The organism is Bradyrhizobium sp. SZCCHNR1043, assembly GCF_032489675.1.
In the GTDB taxonomy this organism is placed as follows: domain Bacteria; phylum Pseudomonadota; class Alphaproteobacteria; order Rhizobiales; family Xanthobacteraceae; genus Bradyrhizobium.
In genome coordinates this window covers 1-2,226 of sequence record NZ_JAUEYN010000031.1, presented here as the reverse complement: position 1 = coordinate 2,226, position 2,226 = coordinate 1, and the positions used below count along the sequence as shown (strand labels likewise).

Genomic DNA, 2,226 nt, shown 5'->3' with positions numbered 1-2,226 from the left:
CTCTCCACCGAACCGGTCGAAAACTTTGAATCACATCCAGAAATCGCTTGGAATCGCTTTCGGGCATCCCGTAGCCCCTTGTGGGAGAGGGTGGTTTCCATGCGGAGCATGGAAACCGGGTGAGGGGTTGCCCCGGGCTCAGGCTTGAGTGTGTGGCACCAACCCCTCACCCAAGTGAGTTCGCTGCTTCCGTCGGTGTAGCCCTCTCCCACAAGGGGAGAGGGCGCATTCATCAATCCCGTGAGGGGCTGATCTTTCGATCGCGTTCGCCGGTTGATTAGTTAAAGGTTTGTTTGAATCCGCGGGGCAAGCTCGGTGCACCTTCTCCCTTGTGGTGGCATGATCGACCGGCGGCGCGGTCATACTGGGTGAAGGGTCTCTCTCGGTTCGCTCAGCTTTACGAGAATGTCCTCGAGAACGGCCGAGCGTTGAAGGAGCACCTCGTTGTTCCAGTACCTCGCAACTCTAAACCCCTCTCTTGCGAGCACTTCCTCTCTCGTCCGATCACGCACCGCGTCGGCATGCTGACTGCCATCGATCTCGATGACCAGGCGCTGCTCGAAGCAGACGAAATCGAGGATGTAGTCCCGGAACGGCACTTGTCGTCGAAACTTGAACTGCGACAGGCGGCGGTCGCGCAGCAGCCGCCACATAGCAGCTTCGGCATCAGTTGGCTCCCGACGCATTGCTTTCGCGAAGCCGCGGATGCGCTTGGCCGTTGGTCGATGATGCGGTGCTTGCGTCACCACCCCCACCCTGCGATGCGACCTATCCTCTCCCACGAGAAGGTATACGGAGCCCGCGGTATACGCTAGTTCCATCCCCCTTCACTTTCCCCGCTTCATCCCCAAATACGCCCCATGACAACCAATTCCCCCGACAACGACATCCATCTCGACACCAGCCGCGCCCCCTCGGCGGTGCCGGTCGACGACGCCGTGCTGCCGTTCGAGGTCGCGGCGCTCGATCTGCGCGGTCGCCTCACCCGCATGGGTCCCGCGCTCGACGATATCCTCACCAAGCACGCCTATCCCGCGCCCGTGGGCAAGCTGCTCGGCGAGGCCATCGTGCTGACGACGCTGCTCGGCTCCTCGCTGAAATTCGACGGCCGCTTCATCCTGCAGACCCAGACCGACGGGCCGGTGTCATTCCTGGTGGTCGACTTCCAGGCGCCCGACCGGCTGCGCGCTTACGCACGCTATGACGAGGCGCGACTGCAAGAGCTGAAGGATTCGGCCAAGGACTCCGGCGGCCTGCTCGGCAAGGGCCATCTGGCAATGACCATCGATCAGGGCGCCGACATGAGCCGCTACCAGGGCCTCGTCGCGCTTACCGGCGGCAGTCTGGAGGAGGCCGCGCATGAATACTTCCTGCGCTCCGAGCAGATCCCGACCCGTGTGCGCCTCGCCGTCGGCGAGGAGTGGAGCGGCGGCAAGCACCGCTGGCGCGCCGGCGGCCTGCTGACGCAGTTCCTGCCCCAGGCGCCCGAGCGCCTGCGCCAGGCCGATCTGCATCCCGGCGATGCGCCCGAGGGCACCGAGCTGCATGCGGTCGAGGAAGACGAGGCCTGGATCGAGGGCCAATCGCTTGTCGCGACGGTCGAGGATATCGAGCTGATCGACCCGGCGCTGTCCGGCGAGCGGCTGCTGTATCGTCTGTTTCACGAGCGCGGCGTCCGCGTGTTCGACACCGTGCCGCTGCAGGCGCGCTGCTCCTGCTCGCGCGATGCGGTCGCCAACATGCTGAAGAGCTTCTCGCCCCAGGACCGCGCCGACATGGTGCAGGACGACAAGGTCGTCGTCACCTGCGAGTTCTGCTCCTCGGTCTATCATTTCACTCCGCATGAAGCCGGCGTGACGGAGAATTGACTCTGTTGCGCTCGCTCCGCGCATCGTAGCGATCGTGGTCGAGCGACAGCCCTCCGTACGTCATCGCGAGCGCGTCGTCGCTTCGCTCCTCGCGATGACGCTCGATAGGCGGCGGCTGCGTCGCGCGGCGTCGGAGAGAATGCCGGGAGTTCGTGTGCGCCGGCGATTTCGATTAGTTCGTTGTTGAAAATCGGCTTTCTCGCTGATCGACGCCGCATCCTTGCCCGTCGCGTTGATTGGTCGCAGCAACAAACAACTTGTACCGTCGGGCAAATCACTGGCACATTTCCGCGCATCCTGTTGCCGCATGAGGGGCGTTTCGCGACCGTCACGGACCGTTGGCAGTGGGAGGCGATGG

General features: G+C 63.7%; 2 protein-coding genes. One reads left to right on the top strand and one right to left on the bottom strand.

The genetic code is table 11. The features are described 5' to 3' along the window. Positions 1–359: 359 nt before the first annotated feature. Positions 360–746 carry an endonuclease domain-containing protein gene (locus tag QX039_RS33005; RefSeq protein ID WP_315774321.1) on the bottom strand — a complete coding sequence of 129 codons (387 nt, stop codon included), beginning with the start codon at positions 744–746 and terminating at the stop codon, positions 360–362. Positions 747–860: 114 nt separating this feature from the next. Between QX039_RS33005 and QX039_RS33000 the strand changes: the two genes are divergently transcribed. Next, positions 861–1,868: an Hsp33 family molecular chaperone gene (locus QX039_RS33000; protein WP_315740511.1), complete on the top strand. Its 1,008-nt coding sequence runs from the start codon at positions 861–863 to the stop codon at positions 1,866–1,868. The last annotated feature ends 358 nt before the right edge of the window (positions 1,869–2,226 follow it).

Coding starts and splice junctions, on each gene's coding strand:
- QX039_RS33000 (WP_315740511.1), top strand. CDS start 861: ATGACAACCAATTCCCCCGACAACGACATCCATCTCGACACCAGCCGC.